This window comes from Microbacterium sp. HD4P20 (genome assembly GCF_019449275.2).
Lineage (GTDB): Bacteria > Actinomycetota > Actinomycetes > Actinomycetales > Microbacteriaceae > Microbacterium.
On record NZ_JAHZQZ020000010.1, the window covers coordinates 144,862 to 162,821 of the forward strand.

20 protein-coding genes and 1 pseudogene are annotated in these 17,960 nt (G+C 69.3%); 10 read left to right on the forward strand and 11 right to left on the reverse strand.

All coding sequences use genetic code 11. From position 1 onward, the window contains the following. Positions 1-18: 18 nt before the first annotated feature. Together K0817_RS02860 and K0817_RS02865 are read right to left on the reverse strand one after the other, a co-directional pair. A pseudogene (locus K0817_RS02860) lies at positions 19-579 on the reverse strand (Gfo/Idh/MocA family oxidoreductase); the annotation flags it as partial. An 18-nt stretch (positions 580-597) separates the two neighbouring features. Next, a complete protein-coding gene (locus K0817_RS02865) occupies positions 598-1,119 on the reverse strand; it encodes a Gfo/Idh/MocA family protein (RefSeq protein WP_219979850.1) in 522 nt (173 codons plus the stop codon). A gap of 303 nt (positions 1,120-1,422) precedes the next feature. Between K0817_RS02865 and dctP the strand changes: the two genes are divergently transcribed. Next, positions 1,423-2,481: a TRAP transporter substrate-binding protein DctP gene (gene dctP / locus K0817_RS02870; protein WP_219979851.1), complete on the forward strand. Its 1,059-nt coding sequence runs from the start codon at positions 1,423-1,425 to the stop codon at positions 2,479-2,481. A 73-nt stretch (positions 2,482-2,554) separates the two neighbouring features. Here dctP and K0817_RS02875 read toward each other — a convergent pair whose 3' ends face one another. After that, a complete protein-coding gene (locus K0817_RS02875) occupies positions 2,555-3,280 on the reverse strand; it encodes an IclR family transcriptional regulator (protein ID WP_219979852.1) in 726 nt (241 codons plus the stop codon). Between the two features lie 4 nt (positions 3,281-3,284). Then, a complete protein-coding gene (locus tag K0817_RS02880) occupies positions 3,285-4,043 on the reverse strand; it encodes an IclR family transcriptional regulator (RefSeq protein ID WP_219979853.1) in 759 nt (252 codons plus the stop codon). Positions 4,044-4,178: 135 nt separating this feature from the next. Here K0817_RS02880 and K0817_RS02885 point away from each other — a divergent pair, with 135 nt between their 5' ends. The 4 genes from K0817_RS02885 to K0817_RS02900 are packed head-to-tail and all read left to right on the forward strand — an operon-like array spanning position 4,179 to position 7,913. Continuing rightward, positions 4,179-6,023 (forward strand): bifunctional sugar phosphate isomerase/epimerase/4-hydroxyphenylpyruvate dioxygenase family protein, encoded by a 1,845-nt coding sequence (locus tag K0817_RS02885; RefSeq protein WP_219979854.1) that lies wholly within the window; start codon positions 4,179-4,181, stop codon positions 6,021-6,023. Next, positions 6,020-6,322 carry a Dabb family protein gene (locus tag K0817_RS02890; RefSeq protein ID WP_219979855.1) on the forward strand — a complete coding sequence of 101 codons (303 nt, stop codon included), beginning with the start codon at positions 6,020-6,022 and terminating at the stop codon, positions 6,320-6,322. The genes K0817_RS02885 and K0817_RS02890 overlap by 4 nt, the downstream gene beginning before the upstream one ends. Continuing rightward, complete coding sequence (locus K0817_RS02895) at positions 6,319-7,242, forward strand: shikimate dehydrogenase (protein ID WP_219979856.1); 924 nt, start codon at positions 6,319-6,321, stop codon at positions 7,240-7,242. The genes K0817_RS02890 and K0817_RS02895 overlap by 4 nt, the downstream gene beginning before the upstream one ends. Beyond that, the gene (locus K0817_RS02900) at positions 7,239-7,913 is read left to right on the forward strand and encodes a TetR family transcriptional regulator (RefSeq protein WP_219979857.1); all 675 of its coding nucleotides are present in this window, start codon (positions 7,239-7,241) and stop codon (positions 7,911-7,913) included. The genes K0817_RS02895 and K0817_RS02900 overlap by 4 nt, the downstream gene beginning before the upstream one ends. An 8-nt stretch (positions 7,914-7,921) precedes the next feature. Here the strand turns inward: K0817_RS02900 and K0817_RS02905 are convergent, their stop codons facing one another. The 7 genes from K0817_RS02905 to K0817_RS02935 all read right to left on the reverse strand — a co-directional run bounded on the left by K0817_RS02905 (position 7,922) and on the right by K0817_RS02935 (position 14,415). After that, on the reverse strand, positions 7,922-8,671 hold the full coding sequence (locus K0817_RS02905; protein WP_219979858.1) for an IclR family transcriptional regulator: 750 nt from the start codon (positions 8,669-8,671) through the stop codon (positions 7,922-7,924). Positions 8,672-8,675: 4 nt separating this feature from the next. Then, positions 8,676-9,413, reverse strand: coding sequence for an IclR family transcriptional regulator (locus tag K0817_RS02910; protein ID WP_219979859.1), 738 nt, complete (start codon positions 9,411-9,413; stop codon positions 8,676-8,678). Positions 9,414-9,565: 152 nt separating this feature from the next. After that, complete coding sequence (locus K0817_RS02915) at positions 9,566-10,546, reverse strand: ThuA domain-containing protein (protein WP_219979860.1); 981 nt, start codon at positions 10,544-10,546, stop codon at positions 9,566-9,568. 190 nt (positions 10,547-10,736) lie between these two features. Continuing rightward, positions 10,737-11,846, reverse strand: coding sequence for a hypothetical protein (locus K0817_RS02920; protein ID WP_219979861.1), 1,110 nt, complete (start codon positions 11,844-11,846; stop codon positions 10,737-10,739). Between the two features lie 58 nt (positions 11,847-11,904). Beyond that, a complete protein-coding gene (locus K0817_RS02925) occupies positions 11,905-12,579 on the reverse strand; it encodes a response regulator transcription factor (protein WP_253735139.1) in 675 nt (224 codons plus the stop codon). Continuing rightward, complete coding sequence (locus K0817_RS02930; protein WP_219979863.1) at positions 12,576-13,787, reverse strand: sensor histidine kinase; 1,212 nt, start codon at positions 13,785-13,787, stop codon at positions 12,576-12,578. Before K0817_RS02930 ends, K0817_RS02925 begins: the two co-directional genes overlap by 4 nt. An 88-nt stretch (positions 13,788-13,875) precedes the next feature. Then, positions 13,876-14,415, reverse strand: coding sequence for a dihydrofolate reductase family protein (locus K0817_RS02935; protein WP_219979864.1), 540 nt, complete (start codon positions 14,413-14,415; stop codon positions 13,876-13,878). Positions 14,416-14,528: 113 nt separating this feature from the next. Here K0817_RS02935 and K0817_RS02940 point away from each other — a divergent pair, with 113 nt between their 5' ends. The 5 genes from K0817_RS02940 (at position 14,529) to K0817_RS02960 (ending at position 17,580) form a co-directional block, all read left to right on the forward strand. Further along, positions 14,529-15,155 (forward strand): TetR/AcrR family transcriptional regulator, encoded by a 627-nt coding sequence (locus tag K0817_RS02940; protein WP_219979865.1) that lies wholly within the window; start codon positions 14,529-14,531, stop codon positions 15,153-15,155. Between the two features lie 110 nt (positions 15,156-15,265). Further along, a complete protein-coding gene (locus K0817_RS02945) occupies positions 15,266-15,628 on the forward strand; it encodes a PadR family transcriptional regulator (RefSeq protein ID WP_219979866.1) in 363 nt (120 codons plus the stop codon). 1 nt (position 15,629) lies between these two features. Further along, the gene (locus tag K0817_RS02950) at positions 15,630-15,998 is read left to right on the forward strand and encodes a DUF1048 domain-containing protein (RefSeq protein ID WP_219979867.1); all 369 of its coding nucleotides are present in this window, start codon (positions 15,630-15,632) and stop codon (positions 15,996-15,998) included. After that, on the forward strand, positions 15,995-16,816 hold the full coding sequence (locus K0817_RS02955; RefSeq protein WP_219979868.1) for an ABC transporter ATP-binding protein: 822 nt from the start codon (positions 15,995-15,997) through the stop codon (positions 16,814-16,816). The genes K0817_RS02950 and K0817_RS02955 overlap by 4 nt, the downstream gene beginning before the upstream one ends. After that, on the forward strand, positions 16,813-17,580 hold the full coding sequence (locus K0817_RS02960; RefSeq protein WP_219979869.1) for an ABC transporter permease: 768 nt from the start codon (positions 16,813-16,815) through the stop codon (positions 17,578-17,580). Before K0817_RS02955 ends, K0817_RS02960 begins: the two co-directional genes overlap by 4 nt. The last annotated feature ends 380 nt before the right edge of the window (positions 17,581-17,960 follow it).

Below are 17,960 nucleotides of genomic sequence, written 5' to 3' on the forward strand. Positions count from 1 at the left end.
CGGAGCCCAGTCGAGCGCTCAGCGCGCCGCGACTTCGCTGCGGTATCGCTCGACGTCGACCGTGTGACCCGTGCGGCCGGCGAGAGCAGTCGCCTCCACGAGGGCGAGAGTGCGCGAAGCATCCTCAGCCGAGACCAGCGGTTCGGCCCGGCCGCGAACGACGTCGAGGAAGTGGTCGAACTGGGCTGCGAACGAGTTCCGCGGCGCGGCCGGCAGATATGTTCGCGAGAGCGGTGAGTGCCAGTCCGGTGCCACCGAGGGACCGTACGAGTACAGTGCCAGGTTCGGCACCGAGAGTGCACCGCGGGTGCCGACGAATCGGTAGGCCTCGCCGTCGGGAACGAAGGGGAACTCGGGCGTCTCTTCGGTGGCTTGGTCCCATCCCCATGGCGAGACTCCGGCGTCCGAAGCCAGAAAGCTGCCGACCACGTCGTTCTCGAAACGCAGCGTGACGGCAGCCGTGTCCTCCACCGCCCAGCCGCGTGCGTTCGAGCTGATCACCGCCTGCACCTCGGCCACCTCGCCGCAGAGGTGGCGCAGCAGATCCAGATCGTGGACGGCATTGATGAGCAAGACACCCGCACCGGTGCTGCGGTGCTAGGCGGCGCTCGTGAAGTACCTGTCCTCCTTCCGGGCGGACCACATGCCGCTCACCGCCACGAGCTCTCCGAGCATGCCGGAGCGGATCGCGTCGCGTGCGCGCGCCGTAGCCGGATGGTGGCGACGGTGATGGCCGACGAGCAGCCTCCCCTCACGTCGCGAAACCGCGCGGACCAGCCGGAGCGACTGTGCGTAGTCGACCGCGATCGGCTTCTCGAGAAGCACCGCGACGCCGGCTTCGAGGCATTGGATGGCGGTGTCGACGTGAAGCGCGTTCGGGTTCGCGATGATGACACCGTCCAGCGGCTCGGCGTCGAGCATCGCCGTGGCGTCGGGGTACCACGGACATTCGAGCGTGACACTCCCGGAGGCGTGCTCTGCCGTCCGATCACGCGCCGGATCCGCGACAGCGGCCAGTCGCGCCCCGTGCGCCGCGCGGACGAAGCCGGCATGCTGGCGGCCCATGAACCCGACGCCGATGACCCCGATGCGCACGGGTGGACCGTCGGATTCGATCACGGACTCCTCCAACGTCGGCCGGCGGGCGGGAGCGTCAGCGTATGCCAGCATGGAGCCGCGCGACACCCGTCGTTCCATTGAGCGGGGCGACCCGAACCGCGCCGAGCCCATGTTCCACTCGTCGGGACATCCCTTTGCGAACCGACGCGACTCGGCCAGAGTCGGCACTGCCACCGAGCCGCCCACCGACAGTGCGGACGACGAAGCCCTACCCGTACCGGTCCTCGTCAGACGCGTCGGGCAGCGGCCGGGGGACACGTCCACGGCATCCAGCACGACGTGCTCGAAGAAGAGGAGAGTCACATGCGCACAGCCCGCTCGACGCGCCGAGGCACCGTCGCCGCGTCGGTCTTCGCCGCAGCCGCCCTCACCGTGACCGGCTGCGCCGGCGGCGGCACCCCGGAGAACACCGAGGGCGAAGGCGAGGGATCGGAGAACAGTCCGGTCACCCTCACCGTCGCCACCAGTCAGAACGAGCAGACCCCGAACTACTACTGCGGCGTGGACCTGCTGAAGGAGCGGCTCGAAGAAGCCGACATCGGGTTCACAGTCGAGCTCTACCCCGCCAGCCAGTTGGGGCCCGATGCCGACCGGTTCCCGCTCGTACAGGCGGGAGACATCGACATCGACCTTCAAGGCGCCTCGGCGCTCAGTTCGACGTTCGAGCCGATCGGCGTGGTCGATGCGACCTATGCCTTCGATGATGTGGACCACGCCTTCCGCTGGATCGACGAAGGCTCGGAAGACCTCTTCGCCTCGTTCCAGGAGGCGACCGGGGTGAGCATCGTCGATGGCTGGTTCTTCGGCAACCGCACGTTCACCACCAAGGACGTCGAGGTGCGGAGCCCGGACGACCTCGACGGCGTGCCGATCCGGTTCCCCAACTCTCCCGCGTTCCTGGCCAACGCCGAGGCCCTCGGCGTCACCAACCCGGTGTCGGTGGCCGTGGAGGAGGTGTACACGGCGCTCCAGCAGGGCATCGCGGTGGGTCAGGAGAATCCCATCGTCGCGACGCACTCGTCCAGCTACGACGAGATCCTCAACGTCGCCGTCCTCAACGACCACAACGTCGGCATCCACTGGATCCTGGTCAGCGATGCGACGTACGAGAAGATGAGCGACGAGCAGGCCGCTCTCCTGGAAGAGACCATCCATGAGATCCGACCCGAGAACGCCGCGTGCGTCGACGAGGCGACGGAGGAGATCCTCGACGAGTACCGCGCGAACGACGCGTTCACGGTGATCGAGCAGGAGGACATCGACATGGATGCGTTCATCTCGAAGTCGGAGGCGTTCTTCAGTGAGTACTTCACCGGAGAGAGCCTCGAGGCCTATGAGGCCATTCGCGAGATGGCCGACTGAGCGTTCCGGCGCGACGGGGCGGGTGCGCACACGCGCATCCGCCCCGTTCGGCGTCGGCGCCGAGCCGGTCAGGTCACGAGCTACGAGGTGCGACGAGACGGCGCGCCAGCGTCTGGGCCGACGCTCGTACCGCGGGCGCCGACCGCTGCACGAGCGCATCGACCGAGCCGATGTCATCGACGGATGCCGTCACCCCGACCGCTGCGACCACGATGTTCCCGTGACCGAGCACGGGGGCGGCCAGGCCGGGTCTTCCGACCTCGCCGTCACCGCTCTCGACGGCCACGCCGCCCCGCCGCACCTCGGCAAGATCCCGCTGGAGCGCGGGCTGGTCCAGCGGGCCGGCGGGCGAGAAGGCGAGCATCGCCCTTCCGGCGGCGGTCGCGTGCGCAGGGTGGCGGGCACCCACTCTCTGCGCCGGTGCGGCAGGACCGCTCCCGCGGAGGGCGGCGATGACGACGACGTCCGCTCCGTCGCGCACCGCGAGATGCACGGCGTATCCGGTCAGATTCCGCAGTTGCGCCATCACGGGGAGCGCGTGCGTGCGAAGCAGCCGGGGCTGCTGCACAGTCTGCCCGAACTCGAACAGGCGGATGCCGAGTGAGAGCTTATCGCCGTCGCGGTCGAGCAGACGCTGTTCGACCAGGTCGGCGGCGATCCGAGAGACCGTCGACTTCGGCAGGTTCGCGCGACGGGCCAGCTCCGAGACGCCCAACGCCTCGTCGTCGCCGAACGCGTCGAACACGGCGGTGACCCGGTCCAGCACGCTGACCGCGTCTGTCCAGTCGGCCGTGCGCATCGTCCTACGCCGCCGCGAGGCGATGCGTGAGGGTGGCACCGGCTGCGCGCACGAGGGGTGCCACACGGTCGGGATTCATCTGGCCATCGGGCCCGGCGATCGAGATCGCACCCAGCACCGAGTGATCGGCCGAGAGCACCGGACTGGCCACGGCCACGATTCCCGGGTACGACACTCCCGGGTCGGTCGCAACCACTGTCGCGCGCACCCGGCTCAGCTCATCGCGGAAGTGGTCGGCAGCGTCGTCGATCAGCGGTGCGCTCAGGCGGTCGACCACCCGCTGGTCTGCGCAGAATGCGAGGTAGGCCTTGCCGCTGGCCGTCGTGAGGGCGGGTGCCCGCATGCCGGCATGCGTGGGCAGCATGGGCAGCCGTCCCGGGACGGCTGCGATCGACACCATGTGCGGGCCTTGCGGCACCCACAGCACGATCCGCTCCCCGGTGGCATCCCAGAGGTTTCTGATGACCGGTCCCGCGGCGGCCATCAGTCGCCGGGGGAGGCGCGCGCGGGCTCCCAGTTCGAAAAGCCGGAGCCCGAGCGTCACACCTTCATCGGTGCGCTCGAGGTAGCGCTGCCGCGTCAGGCTCGTCACGACGCGCGAGACCGTGGACTTCGGCATCCCGGTGCTGATCGCGATCTCGGTGACCGAGGCCGTCCCGCCGTGGTCTTTGACGACGTCGAGGATCGCGATGATCCGATCGAGCACCGAGGCGGGTGCCGTCGGCCTGGGCGGGGCGGTGTTCCATTCGGCGAGACTCTCCATCGAGGATCCCCTTCCGCAAGGTTGAATCGACGTCGATCGCCCTCACATCGGTGCTGTGCGATCGAACGTACTAGTTAGTACGTTCTGATGCAACGATGTTTTCGGTCGCCATCAACGCGACCCGCCGGAGGTGTGATGCGCGCGTCGATCGCCACGGTCTGCCTCAGCGGGACGCTCGATCAGAAACTCGTCGCGGCCCACGAAGCCGGCTTCCACGGCGTCGAGGTCTTCGAGCCCGATCTGGTCGCGTCACCGGACTCTCCCGAGCGCATCCGGGCGCGCGCCGCCGATCTGGGCCTATCGCTGGATCTCTACCAGCCGTTCCGGGACTTCGAGGGGGTCGGACCCGATCTGCTCGAGCAGAACCTTCGGCGCGCTGGCGCGAAGTTCGCGCTGATGAATCGGCTCGGCATCGAGACCATGCTGCTGTGCAGCAACGTCGCCACCGCGCGCAGCGGCGACGAGCAGCTCGCGGCCGCGCAGTTGCGTGATCTCGGCGACCTGGCCGAGCGTTTCGGAGTCCGCGTCGCCTACGAGGCACTCGCGTGGGGCCGCTTCGTGGATGGCTACGAGCAGGCCGCCCGCATCGTCCGCCTGGCCGACCACGCCAGCATCGGCCTGTGCCTCGACAGCTTCCACATCCTCTCGAAAGGACACAGCCCCGAGGCGATCGAGACCATCCCCGCAGACAAGATCTTCTTCGTGCAGGTCGCGGACGCCCCGCTGCTGTCGATGGACGTGCTCTCATGGAGCCGGCATCACCGGCTCTTCCCCGGCGAGGGCGGGTTCGACCTGGGCGCCTTCATGGGACATCTCGTGCGCACCGGGTACGACGGGCCGGTGTCGCTGGAGATCTTCAACGACACCTTCCGCCAGGCCGACCCTCGCGCGACAGCAGTCGAGGCGCGCCGGTCGCTGCGCTGGCTCGAGCACGAGGCGGCGACGTTCCTCGGCGCCGCGGCCGGACGTGCCGCGCGCATGCCGGTCTCCGAGCTGCCGGCAGTGCAGCCGGCGTCGGACATCGGCTACGTCGAATTGCGGACGGATGCCCTGGCAGACATGCGCGATCTGCTTGGGCAGCTCGGGTTCCAGGCCCACGGACGCCATCGCACCAAGAACGTCGAGCTCTGGTCGCAGGGTGCTGCACGGGTCGTTCTCGGGCGCCCGGCTCCGGGGGTGCGGCAGCCGACGGTGGCGGGGATCGGACTATCGGTGCCCGACCCCGGGATCGCACTCCGCCGTGCCGCCGAGCTCTTCGCGCGCGAGGTACCGCGCGAGCAGGACGCCGGCGACGAGCCGCTGGTCGGCGTGCGCGCGCCCGACGGCTCGGAGGTGTTCTTCGGTGCCGCGACCCGAACGCAGCCGCCGTGGGTGCACGAGTTCGGCGAGCCGGCGGACGAAGGCGCGGCACTCATCGAGCGTGTCGACCACCTCAATCTGGCGCAGCCGTGGCAGCACTTCGATGCGGCCGTGCTGTTCCTGCACTCCGTGCTGGATCTGCACACGCAGCCGTCGATGGAGGTCGCCGCCCCGGTCGGGCTGGTACGCAGCCAGGTGCTGCGCAGCGCCGACGGCATCGTGCGCATCGCGCTGAACCTGGTGCCCTCGGGCGAGCGCGGAGAGACCATCCTTCCGCAGCACATCGCGTTCGCGGCATCCGACGTGCTCTCGCTCGCCCGATCGGCGCGCGACCGCGGGTTTCGTCCTCTCGAGATCCCCGCCAACTACTACGACGACCTGCGGGCGCGGTACGCGATGGACCCGCTGCTGCTGGACGAGCTGAGGGAGCTCAACGTGATGTACGACCGAGACGAGTCCGGTGAGTTCCTGCACTTCTACACACCGCCGATCGGCACGGTGTTCCTCGAGGTCGTGGAGAGGCGCGACGGCTACGAGGGGTATGGGGCGCTCAACGCCCCCGTGCGGCTCGCCGCGCAGTATCAGCAGCGGCGCCAGGCGACCACAGGGATCTCCGCGTGATCCGCCATGTCGCCGTGTTCCGGTTCGCGCCGTCGTTCACCGGGGCTCAGCGCGAGGAGTGGATGGCGATGCTGCGGGCGCTCCCGGGCCGGATCCCCGAGCTTCGCAGTATGACCGTGGGAGCCGATCTGGTGGGCGGCCCGTCCTCGCATGAACTCGCGATCGTCGCCGATTTCGATGACCTCGAAGGTCTCGACGCGTACACGCGGCATCCCGCGCACGCCGAGGTGCTGAAGATCTCGGCTCCCGTCAAGGTGTCGCTGGCGACCGTCGACTTCGAGATGCCCGATCCGTCATGACGCATCACTCCCCGCGCGCGGCGCCCCTGCCGACCCGCTACCTGGTCGGCCTCATCGGCGAGGGGATCGGGGCGTCCCTCTCACCGCCGCTGCACGAGGCTGAGGCTGCCGCCCTCGGCCTGCAGTACGAATACCGGATCTTCGACCTGATCGCACTGCGCCGCCCTCCCGAAGACGTCGGAGACCTGCTCAGGCAGGCGCAGCGGGACGGCTTCGCCGCGATGAACATCACACATCCGTGCAAGCAGCTGGTCGTCGAGATCGTAGACGAGCTGGATCCGGATGCCGCCCGCCTGGGAGCTGTGAACCTCGTCGTCTTCGACGACGGGCGTCTGGTCGGGCACAACACGGACTGGGTCGGCTATCGCGACGGACTGACGGCGGGGCTGGCGGGGGCGTCGTTCGATCGTGTCGTGCAGGTCGGCTGCGGAGGGGCGGGTGCGGCCACGGCGTACGCACTGCTGGCGCACGGCGTGACTCGGCTGGAGCTGTTCGATGTGGATCACGGACGCGCCGAGGAGCTCGCCACCCGGATGCGTGCGCTGTTCCCCGCGCAGCACGTCGCGACTGTGCCCGCCGACGAGCTCCCCCGCGCGATCGCCGGCGCATCGGGCGTCGTGCATGCGACCCCGCTCGGGATGCTGCACCACCCGGGCGTCGCCTTCGATGTCTCGCTGCTGCCCCGCGATGCCTGGGTGTCGGACGTCGTGTACCGCCCGCTCGAGACCGAACTGATCCGCCAGGCCGCTCGGCGGGGTCACCCGGTGCTGGACGGTGGTCGGATGGCAGTCGGTCAGGCTTACGCTAGTCTCCAGATCATCACGGGCAGGCTGCCCGATCGGGACCGCATGGAGGCGCACTTCCGGGCCCTCGTCGCGGATGCCGTGATGTCGGACGGCGCGAAGGGGAGCTCTCGATGACGGATCAGCTGCGCGAGGTCCGCGATGCCGCACCCACCCTGCGCGCCGAGCGCACGCAGGAGGACATCCTCGACGTCGCCACCGCGGAGTTCGCGGCGAACGGCTACGCCGGCGCGCGCGTCGACGAGATCGCCGCCCGCACCCGTACGACCAAGCGGATGATCTACTACTACTTCGGCTCGAAGCAGGGTCTTTACCTCGCCGTGCTGGAGCGGGTGTATGCGCAGATCCGCCGGGTGGAGCGCGGCGTGCAGGTCGACGAGCTGGCCCCGGACGAGGCGCTGCGCCGGCTCGCCGAGGCGACCTACGATCACCACACGACGCACGAGGCTTTCATCCAGCTCGTCAGCATCGAGAACATCCACCGCGCCGAGCATCTGCGTCAGTCCGAGACGATCCTGCGAGAGAACGCCACCGCCATCACCCTGCTCGAGCAGGTGATCGCGCGCGGCGTCGAGGAGGGCAGGTTCCGAGACGACGTGGACGCGCTCGACGTTCACATGATCATCAGCGCGTACGCGTGCTTCCACGTCGCCAACCGCCACACCTTCGCCGCGATCTTCAAGCGGGACCTGCTGGAAGACGCCTTGCAGGACTCGCACCGGCGGCTCATCGGAGACATGATCGTGGCGACGATGACCGACCGGGCCGCGGCATCCCGCGCTGACTGACCCGCGTTTCAGGGCACCTCGAGTTCGGGTGCGAGCCGGCGCTGGATGGCGAGCGTGGCGGTCCGCAGTGCCGCTGCGGTGCGCTCGACATCGAGCCCGGCGGAAGGGCCGCACACCGCGACGGCCGCGGCCGCGTCGGGGGCCGGCCAGAGCACGGGAGCCGCCACGGTGGTGACCGCGGGGGATGAGCGGCCGATCTCCACATCCATGCCGGCGCGCCGCACATCTGCCAGCCGCGCCCGGAGGGCATCGGGTGCGCCGGGGCCGTTCGAGCCGGTGCCGGCCAGGATCGCGTCCGCATCCGCCGCCGACAGGTGCGAGAGCAGCGCGCGCCCGAGCGGGGAGGACAGCGGCACTCGCCCGCCGGCACGGGACGAACCGGGCAGCGGATCCCGTCCGCGCATCACTGCGACGTACGTCATCTCGTGACCCTCGAGGATCGCCAGGTGCACCGTCGCGCCGGTGGCGTGGCGCAGCTCGGCCAGCACCGGCATCGCGGCGCTGCGCAGCTCGTGCGGCCCCTCGGCGAGCTGACCCAGCTCGAACAGCCGGAGTCCGAGGCGGATCGACCTGCCGTCGCGCTCGAGGTAGCGCTGGCGCACGAGATCCGCGACGAGACGAGAGACCGTGGACTTCGGCAGCCCCGCCCGCAGTGCCAGCTCCGAAACGCCGAGGCCGCTGTCCTCGTCGTCGAAGGCCTCGAAGATCGCTGTGATCCTGTCGAGGACGCCGACGGCTTCGTCCGCAGGCGGATGCATCCCCTCAGGCCACCTGCGCCAGCCGGCGGGTGAGCGCGATCGCGGCATGGCGGACGAGCGGCGCCATCCGGTTCGGGTCCATATCGCTGACGGGACCGGCGACCGAGATCGCGGCGATCGGGAGGTGCTCGGACGACAGGACCGGGCTGGCGACCCCGACCACACCCGGAAACGTCTCGCAGCGGTCGATCGCCACGGCGCTGGCGCGAACGGCGCCGAGTTCGCGTTCGAAGACGTGGCGCGAGCGCGGGTCGAGTCCCGTCGTCACACCGCGCAGCACCGATTCGTCATTCGTGAACGCGAGGACCGCCTTTCCGAGCGCGGTGGTCGCGAAGGGCACCCGTACGCCCGCGCGAGAGGGGGCCGGTCGGAGCCTCCCGCGCACCGAGATGACCGACAGCATGTCGCGGCCTTCGTGCACCGCGACGTTCAGGTGCTCGCCGGTGGCGTGGAAGAGCTCGGCGAGCACAGGCAGTGCGGCGGCGCTCAGGCGCCGCGGGGTGCTGGCACGCGCTCCGAGCTGGAACAGGCGCAGGCCTATCGTCACGCCGTCGTCGGTGCGGCGGAGGTATCGCTGGCGGGCCAGATCGCCGACCAACCGCGAGACGGTGGACTTCGGGATGCCGGTCGAGCGGGACAGCTGCGAGATCGAGGCGGTGCCGTCGCACTCGCGAACGGCCTCGAGGATGGCGATGATCCGGTCGAGCACAGACACCGGCTCGTCCCACTGGGCGGTGCGCATGAGTGCAGTATGTGCGGCCGCGCACGGCGCGGCAAGACCCCGGCCGGGCATCGGCCGGATGGTCCCATTCAGTGGAACTCGGCGTTCGCCGTGGCAGCGCGAGACGGGGCCCGAGACCGGCGATGCCGGCCCCGGGCCCCGCTGATCGCCGGTCAGCCGGCGCAGAACGGCTTGATCCCCATGGCGCTTTCCAGGCCCTCCACGACGTGCTGCTTGAACAGATCGTCGTTGACCATTGCGGCGTCGGTCCATGCGGCCGGGTCGTGTCCGAGCGTCGTCAGCCAGGCTTTGCCGCCGTCGTAGTAATGGCACCAGCTGATCGGGTGCTCGGCGCCGTGACCGGGGTGCCCGGAATCGCGACCGTTGAGACTCGTGGCCTCGTCGACTTCGAGCAGGACGTTGACGTAGCTCGGGTACGGCTCGAGGTTGTACCACTCGTCCTTGAAGGCCCACTCGGACGGCATGAACGAGGTCGACACGTCATCGCCGTCGATCGTCTCGATGGTGCCGTCGCGATGCGGTGCGTGGTCGTAGAAGTTCGTGCCGCCGAGCAGCCCTTCGTACCAGGGCCAGTGGTACTCGGCGCCGAAGGCGTTGTGGATGCCCACGAAGCCGCCCCCGCGCCGCACATACTGCAGCAGGTTGGTCTGCGCCGTGTCGTCGAGCGTGTCGCGATTGGAGCTGAGGAAGACGACGGCCTGATAGTTGTTCAGGCGGCTGAAGCTCGCAAGGTCCTCGGTGTAGTCCACCGCGATTCCGCGCTCCTCCGCCCAGGTCTTCAGGGCCGCCTGCGCGACGTTGTCGGCGTTCAGCGGCGGATTCAGTCCCGGGCCCAGCGGCGCGCCCAGGTGGGCATGGCGGGGACCGGCCGTCCGGCTCCAGATGAGGATGCGCTTCTGTTCGCCCTCTTGCCAGCCGTTCCCCCAGTCGTGATAGCAGACGGGATCCGTTCCGCGGCACACACCGTAGTCCTTCACGCCGTCCTGATATATCTGGTCCGCCGTCGCCGGCCTGCCGCCGAGTCCGTTGCCGTTGCCTTTGTCGCTGCCGACGGCGGAACCGGCGAGCACCAGGCCTGCGCCCAGTGCCGCCGCGGCGACCAGGGCGACTCCAGAGCGAATGAGCGATCTCACGTGATCTCCTTCGATCGGTCGTGTTCTCTCCTCGAAGGTCGAAGCGCGTCACCGGTGCGGACCGGGACGGCCTCCGAGAGCAGGTCCGCCGGGCGGGAGTACGGATTGACCTCCGAGTCGCTGCGACTGTAGGCGCGCGCGACTCTCACCGGCAACGCGCGTTCCACCCAGTAGGCCGCGGGCGATGTGATCAGACGGATGCCGTCGCACGGTGCCGCACGTAGCCCCAGGTCGCGAGGCCGAGCAGCGGGCCCCACGCCCAGAACGGCAGTATGAGCGCCGTCCCGATCGGCACGGCGGCGGTCAGCGCGAGGCTCAGGGACTGCAGCCCACCCGCGGTGAAGAGCGCGGCGACCGTCGCGGCCGGGACGGCTGCCAGGGCAACGGGAACGGGACGGCCGCCGGCCCGGGGCACCCACCGCGGGACGCGTTCGCCCCACGGCAGGACGAGCCCCAGGGTGAGGACGGCGCCGGTGAGCATCGCGGCTCCGAGCATGAGGCCCACGACCTGGATGTCGGGGTTCGCCGTGAAGGCGTCGCGACTGCCGCCGAAGAGCGGCCAGGGCGTCAGCCACGACGCGCGGGCGACGACGTACGGCAGGGCCATCGCGGCCGCCGTCACCGTGATCGCGACGCGGTGCCGCTGGACGAACGCGCCGGCCCGCGCCGCGCGGCGCGTGATGACGCCGACCGACCACAGCGTCCAGACCCCGACGAACGCGGTGAGCACGAGCGAGGTCCCGAACCGTGCCGGATCGGCCACGACGGCTTCGGCATAGCGCGTGTAGAACGACAGCAGCGGGAAGATCCCGACCACCTGCAGCACGATCAGTCCGGCTATGGCGGCGACCAGCAGGCCGGCGATGACCGGCCGGCGGCGAGCCAGCAGCGGCACCAGCAGCACGACCGCGATCGGCACGAGGAACGCCAGGGTGTAGCCGGCGATCACGATCCCGTCGAAGCCGAGCAGAGCGATGGCGGTGACGCCGACCGCGATGAGAACGACGACCGGCGCGACCAGGCCCTCCCGTGCCCGATCGTTCAAGAGCAGGATGCCGGTCGCCAAGGTGATCGCGGCGGCGGCCGCCTGTATTCCGGCAGCGACGAACGCGGCGGTCATGTCGCCCATCCAGCTCGCGAGTACGGTGCCGCCTGCGTCGTACGGACCTGCTTGCGGCGCGACGAGCCAGACGAGGGCGGCGCCGAGCACGACGGTCGCGAGGACCGAGCCGGTCCAGGCGAGCGGGCGGATGCCGCGGGCGCTGCGCAGCGGAGGAACGGTGTCGGTGATGGCTGTCATGGCTCGAGCGTCCCGCGCGCCCACCCGTGGGCGCCTCACCCGCTCGGGCGGGCGAGGCTCACCCGGCCGGGTGAGATCCGGGCTCGACGATGCCGTGCTCGTACGCCCAGATCACGACCTGGATGCGGTCGGCGAGCCCGAGCTTGGCGAGGATCGCCTTGACGTGGGTCTTCACGGTGTTCTCGGTGAGGTGCAGACCTCGGCCGATCTCGGCGTTGGAGGCCCCGCGCGCGAGGTGGCGCATGACGTCGCGCTCGCGCGGGCTCAGGGCCTCGAGCGCCGCCCTTCCCGAAGCTGCGCTCGCGCGCCGCCGCACGTGGCCGAGCAGCGTCGCCGTGGCGCGCGGCGAGACGGCGGCATCGCCGGCTGCGACGCTGCGGATGGCATCGGCGAGCGCGACCGGCCGGGCGTCCTTGGTGAGGAACCCGCTCGCGCCGGCCTGGACGGCGGCGAAGACATACTCGTCGATGTCGAACGTCGTCAGCACCAGCACGCGGGTCCGCGGGCTCGCGCGCAGCACCTCGCCGGTGGCGCGGATGCCGTCCATTCCCGGCATCCGGATGTCCATCAGCACCACGTCGATCCGGTGCGTCCGCACGGCGGCGACCGCGGCAGCGCCGTCGGCGACGGTCGCGACCACCTCGATGTCGCTCTCGGCGCCAAGTACGGTGGCGAGGGCGTCGCGCAGCAGCTCCTGGTCGTCAGCGAGCAGGACGCGGATCGGGCGGCTCACGTCTCGTCCGTCAGCGGCATCGTGATCCGGATGCTCCATCCCCGCCCCCTTTCGACCTGCAGCGTGCCGCCGGCGTGGCGCACACGCTCAGCCATGCCCACCAGACCCCGCCCCGCCCCGGCCGCATCGCGTCGGCCGGTGCCGCCGTCATCCGTCACCGTCAGCACGACGTCGTCGTCGCGCCAGTCCAGCGCGACAGTCGCCTGGAGCGGCGGTTCCACGTGGCGCATCACGTTGGTCAGCGCCTCTTGCGTGGCGCGGAAGAGCGCGACCTCGGCGTCTGGTGCGAGAGCGCGAGTTCGACCGGACTCCAGGAACGAGACGCGGTGAGCCGGTGAGGCGGCGCCCTCGACCAGCGCGGGGATGCCCGCCAGGCCGGACACCGGCGGGAGGTCGCCGGGCTCGTCGAGCAGGCGCAGCATTCCGCGCAGGCCTTGCATCGCGGAGCGTCCCGTCTCGGCGGCCCGCTCGAGCGTCTCCAGCTCGGGCGCTTCCGACGTGGGCGAGCCCGGCGATTCCTGGCGGGCTCGCTGCGCCAGCACGCGTGCCGCCTCGACCTGCGCGATCATGACGGCCAGCCCATGCGACACCACGTCGTGCAAGTCGTGACTGATCCGTGCGCGTTCGGCGGCGAGGGCGTCTTCCACGCGCTGTTCCGCCCAGGCTGCCGCCGCCGACCGTCGCCGGCGCGCCTCTCGCCCGAGGAGCCAGCCCGCCGTGACGACCGCTGCCAGGGCGACGCCCTCGAACCCGATGCCGAGGGGCTCCGGTGACGGGTTCGCGACCGCGTCCACGGCGGCGATGATGCCGGCCCCCGCAATGCCCACCCCGATCGCGCCGATCGCCGTCGCCTTCTCTTGCGTCGAGGCGATCTGCCATTCCAGCAGCACGAACACCGCGGCGGACGGCACGAGAGCCGCGCTCGACAAGCCCGGCACGCTGGTGGCGGCCAGCGCCAGCATCGCGAGCGCGCCGATGGCGAAGCCGGTGCGGGGGAAGCGGACGCACACGAACCCCGCGATGTGGAGGACGCCCGCCAGGATGCCGATGCGCAGGGCGATGGAGGCGCCGTGCTCGGGTGCGACCACCTGCACGAGGAGGGCGATCGACAGTGGCAGCGCGAGTGCGCACAGCAGCGCGGCAGCCACGAGTGGCGCCATCCAGCTCGGAGCGGGCGCGCCACTGCGATGCCACGGCGGTGCGGTCATGCGCTCTAGTCTTCCGCGCCCCGGGCGCGGCCGCCTCACCCATGAGGGCGAGCCATGCCACCACCGCTCGGCGATCGCGCCGGGGTGTCTACAGAACCCGGTACCGGAGGTGAGTCTCGCTGACGTATGCCGCCGTCTCGAGGCGTTCCAGCCGTATCGGCTTGCGCAGCCCGGTGAAGAGTGAGATTCCCTCGCCCAGAAGGATCGGCACAACGTGCAGCTGGATCTCATCCACGAGTCCGAGTTCGAGGCACTGCCGCGAGACGCTCCCTCCGAGCAGGCTGACCCACTTGTCGCCTGCTGCCTCGCCGGCGGCTTCGACGGCCTGCGCGATGTCGTCGACGACGAAGGTGTACGTGACACCGTCCTTCTGGATCGGCTCGTGAGGACTATGTGTCATGAGGTACACCGGCACCTTGGGCTCGCCCCCGTAGGGCTCCTCGCCATCCTCCACGGTCTGCGCCTTGTTGGCGCCTCCGACCACGGCTCCGAGCTCCTGCACGATCCGTCCGACGAGCTCCCCGTCCTCGGGGGCTGAAGCAAATCCGTTCATCCAGCCGACATCTCCGTCGGCGTCGGCCATGAACCCGTCCAGCGACACGGTGGCATGGATGAAGACCTTCGACATTGCTCCTCCTACAGTGTTGCCGGGTTGAGGTGAGTTACCCGACTCACCTTTGAGGAGGGTATCGACCGGCCAGTCGTGAGTCAAGTGACTCACCTTTCCGCGATACTGAGGGGATGCCACGCGAACTGTCTGCGTACCATCGAGAAGTCGCTGCGACCAACCGTGCCGCCATCCTCGATGCCGCGACCGGACTCTTCCTCGACGTCGGCTACGACCGCACTTCCTTGGCACGGGTCGCCGGTGCGGCAGGCGTGTCGAAGGCGACTCTGTTCAAGCAGTTCCCGACGAAGGCCGAGCTGTTCGAGGCAACGGTGCTCGCGGCCGGCGATACGCCGGACTCCGAGCCCATCGAGCCGCCATCGGGCGATTTCCACGCCGGTCTGGTCAGTCTCGGGACGGCCTACGCCGAGCTGTTGTCACGGCCTCGAATGGACGACCTGATCCGCGCGGTCATCGCCGAGTCCGCGAGGTTTCCAGAGCTGCGTGAGCGGACGTTCGATTTCGGCACATTGCCCGTCCTCAGGGCGCTCCGGCACTTCCTGCAGGCGGCGAACGCTCAGGGCACCGCGAACGTGGACGACCTCGACGTCGCAGCGGCGCAGTTCCTCGGAATGATCGCCACCGTCGTGTTCTGGCCACGCCTCGTCCACGGCAACTGGTCGCTCACCGAGGACGAGACCCGCCGCACAGTCGACGAGGCCGCTCGCACGATCGTGGCCCGGTACGCCACCCCTGACTGAGGTGCGAACCCCTCCGAAAATTTCTCACTATTCAGTGTTGCCAAGTACCGGTACTCAGTGTTACCGTCTAGTGGTAGTCAGCAACACAGAGTAGATCGGAGGTGAGACACATGGGCAATCAGATGACGGAGATGCTGAAGGGCACTCTCGAGGGCATCGTGCTCGCGATCCTGGCCGGACGCCCCGCGTACGGCTACGAGATCACGGCGCGACTGCGCGATCAGGGCTTCGCCGACATCGTCGAGGGCACCGTCTACGCGCTCCTCGTGCGGATCGAGCAGAGGGGTCTCGTGGACGTCGAGAAGGTCCCTTCAGAGAAGGGGCCGCCGCGCAAGGTGTACTCGCTCAACGCGCAGGGGCGGGCACAGCTCGAGGAGTTCTGGGGAACCTGGACCTTTCTCGCAGCACGCATCGACCAGCTTCACAACGAGCAGACCGCAGACAACGAACAGACAGCACAGGAAGAGGACTGACATGGCCGCCAAATGGATCGAGTTCCTGACCGGATCCCTCGAGCAGAAGAAGCAGTACAAGCAGTACAAGGCGCGGATGAACGCGCTGCCCGAGCCGTACCGCGCCGTCGCGAAGGCGACCGAGCGCTACCTCATGTACTCGGGATTTCCCACCGAGGGCGACGTCATGATGACGCTGCTCGGCGACTTCGCCGACCTGTGGGAGCGCGCCGCGGCCGACGGCACCCCGGTTCGCGACATCGTCGGCGACGACCCCGTCGAATTCGCCGAGACGTTCGCCGCCGCCTACGACGCCACCCAGTGGATCGACAAGGAGCGTTCGCGCCTGAACAAGGCCGTCAAGGACGCAGAGAAGGGAGAGCAGAAATGACCATCGAGACAGCGATCCAGGTCAAGGGCCTGGAGAAGTCGTACAAGGACCTCCACGTCCTGCGGGGTGTGGACTTCGAGGTCGCGCGGGGCAGCATCTTCGCCCTGCTCGGCTCGAACGGCGCCGGCAAGACCACAGCGATCAGGATCCTGGCGACGCTGTTGAAGGCGGATGCCGGAACCGCGGTCGTCCACGGCTTCGACGTCGCCACACAGCCCGGCGACGTGCGGGAGTCGATCAGCCTGACCGGCCAGTTCGCCGCCGTCGACGAAGTGCTGACCGGACGTGAGAACCTCGTCCTGGTCGCGAAGCTCCGCCACCTGAAGAACCCCGGTGCCGTGGCCGACGACCTGCTCGCGCGCTTCTCGCTGACCGACGCGGGTGGCCGCAAGGCATCCACGTACTCAGGCGGCATGCGCCGCCGGCTCGACATCGCGATGAGCCTCATCGGCAACCCGCCGGTGATCTTCCTCGACGAGCCGACGACCGGCCTTGACCCCGAGGCGCGCCTCGAGGTGTGGGGCGCTGTCAAAGAGCTCGCCCGCGGCGGGACGACGGTGCTGCTGACCACGCAGTACCTCGACGAGGCCGAGCAGCTCGCCGACCGCATCGCGATCCTCCACGAAGGCCGCATCATCGTCAACGGCACGCTGGGCGAGCTCAAGCAGCTGCTGCCGCCGGCCACCGTCGAGTACGTCGAGAAGCAGCCGACCCTCGAGGAGATCTTCTTCGCGGTCGTCGGCAACCGCACCACCGGGTCCGGCGCCACCGTTTCGGCGCCGGCCACCCCCACCAACCCCAGTAAGGAGCGATCATGAGCACCACCACCCATTTCGCCGGCGACACCGCCGTCCTGACCGGGCGCTCGCTGACGCACATCCTGCGCAGTCCCGACACGATCATCACCACCGCGGTGACCCCGGTCGCCCTGATGCTGCTGTTCACGTACGTGTTCGGCGGGGCGATCGACACCGGTCAGGGGTCGTACATCGACTACATGCTGCCCGGCATCCTGCTCATCACGATCGCGTCGGGGATCGCGTACACCGCATACCGTCTCTTCCTCGACATGCAGGGCGGGATCTTCGAGCGCTTCCAGTCCATGCCGATCGCACGGTCCGCTGTGCTGTGGGCGCACGTGCTCACCTCGCTGGTCGCGAACGTCGTCTCGCTCGCGATCGTGGTGGGAGTCGGGCTGCTCATGGGATTCCGCACCGGCTCGAGTGTGCTGGATTGGCTCGCGGTGGCCGGCATCCTGATCCTGTTCACCCTCGCTCTGACGTGGATCGCCGTGATCGCGGGGTTGTCGGCCAAGACGGTGGACGGCGCGAGCGCGTTCTCGTACCCGCTCATCTTCCTGCCGTTCATCAGCTCGGCGTTCGTGCCCACCGACACGATGCCGGCGCCGGTCGCCTGGTTCGCCGAGAACCAGCCGGTCACGTCGATCGTCAACTCGCTGCGCAGCATCTTCGCCGGAGAGCCGGTCGGCACCGACATCTGGGTCGCCCTCGCCTGGTGCGTCGGCATCCTGATCGTCGCCTACATCGGTGCGATGGCGATCTACCGCAAGAAGATCAGCTGAGCGTGAGCCTTCACGACACGGTCGAAAGCCCCGCGGTCCCTGGATTCAGGGATCGCGGGGCTTCCGCGCGTGCCGGCGCAGGCTGTGCTTGCACATCCCGAGCATCGAAGCCGAGCGGCTCAGTTGGACGCCCGCTACACGACCGGCAAACGCCAATGATTCTGTCTGCTGCATCGTCCCCAGCCGTCGCGGGTCAAGCCGACTGTCGTCGCGCACCCGGTGGAATCAGGGGACGTAGCGCCGATCACGCGAGAGGACCATGTTCATCTGGAGACGGTAGAAGGGACGGATCTGTTTGAGTGACGGTCGGGAAGGAATGCGTCGAACCTTGGCGAGTTCCTTCGCCCCGATTTACCACCGGTGCGATGAGGGGCTCCGGC